Source organism: Caballeronia sp. GAWG1-5s-s (assembly GCF_023631445.1).
Classification (GTDB): Bacteria; Pseudomonadota; Gammaproteobacteria; order Burkholderiales; family Burkholderiaceae; genus Caballeronia.
In genome coordinates this window covers 1-496 of sequence record NZ_JALQDC010000032.1, presented here as the reverse complement: position 1 = coordinate 496, position 496 = coordinate 1, and the positions used below count along the sequence as shown (strand labels likewise).

Genomic DNA, 496 nt, shown 5'->3' with positions numbered 1-496 from the left:
TGGGCGCATTCATGTCGATGAATCTCGCGCGGCACATCGAATCGTTCGAGGAGATGCATCATCAGCGTGCGAAGGGCGATGTCGCGAAGGCGGACGCGATTCGCGTTTTCTACGAGGAATATTTCGCAACGATGGATCTCACTGAGGAGTTCTATCTGGAAACCGTCGATACCGTGTTTCAGCGGCACGCGCTGCCGTTGAAGCAACTCGAGGTGCGCGGCCGCAAGGTCGATCCCTCGGCGATCCGGCGCACGGCGCTTTTTACCGTCGAAGGCGAGCGCGACGATATCTGCGCCGTCGGGCAGACGCTAGCGGCGCAGGATTTGTGCGACAAGCTGCGGCCCTATCTGAAGGCGCATCACGTTCAAACGGGCGTCGGGCATTACGGCGTATTCAACGGCAAGCGCTGGGAACGGCAGATTTATCCGCGTATTCGCGCGTTGATTCACGACAACGAGCCGAGTCCGGCCGGCGTCAACGCGCGCACCCAGCCGAT

General features: G+C 60.5%; 1 pseudogene. It reads left to right on the top strand.

The window, feature by feature from the left end:
• A pseudogene (locus tag NCR34_RS24220) lies at positions 1-496 on the top strand (polyhydroxyalkanoate depolymerase); the annotation flags it as partial.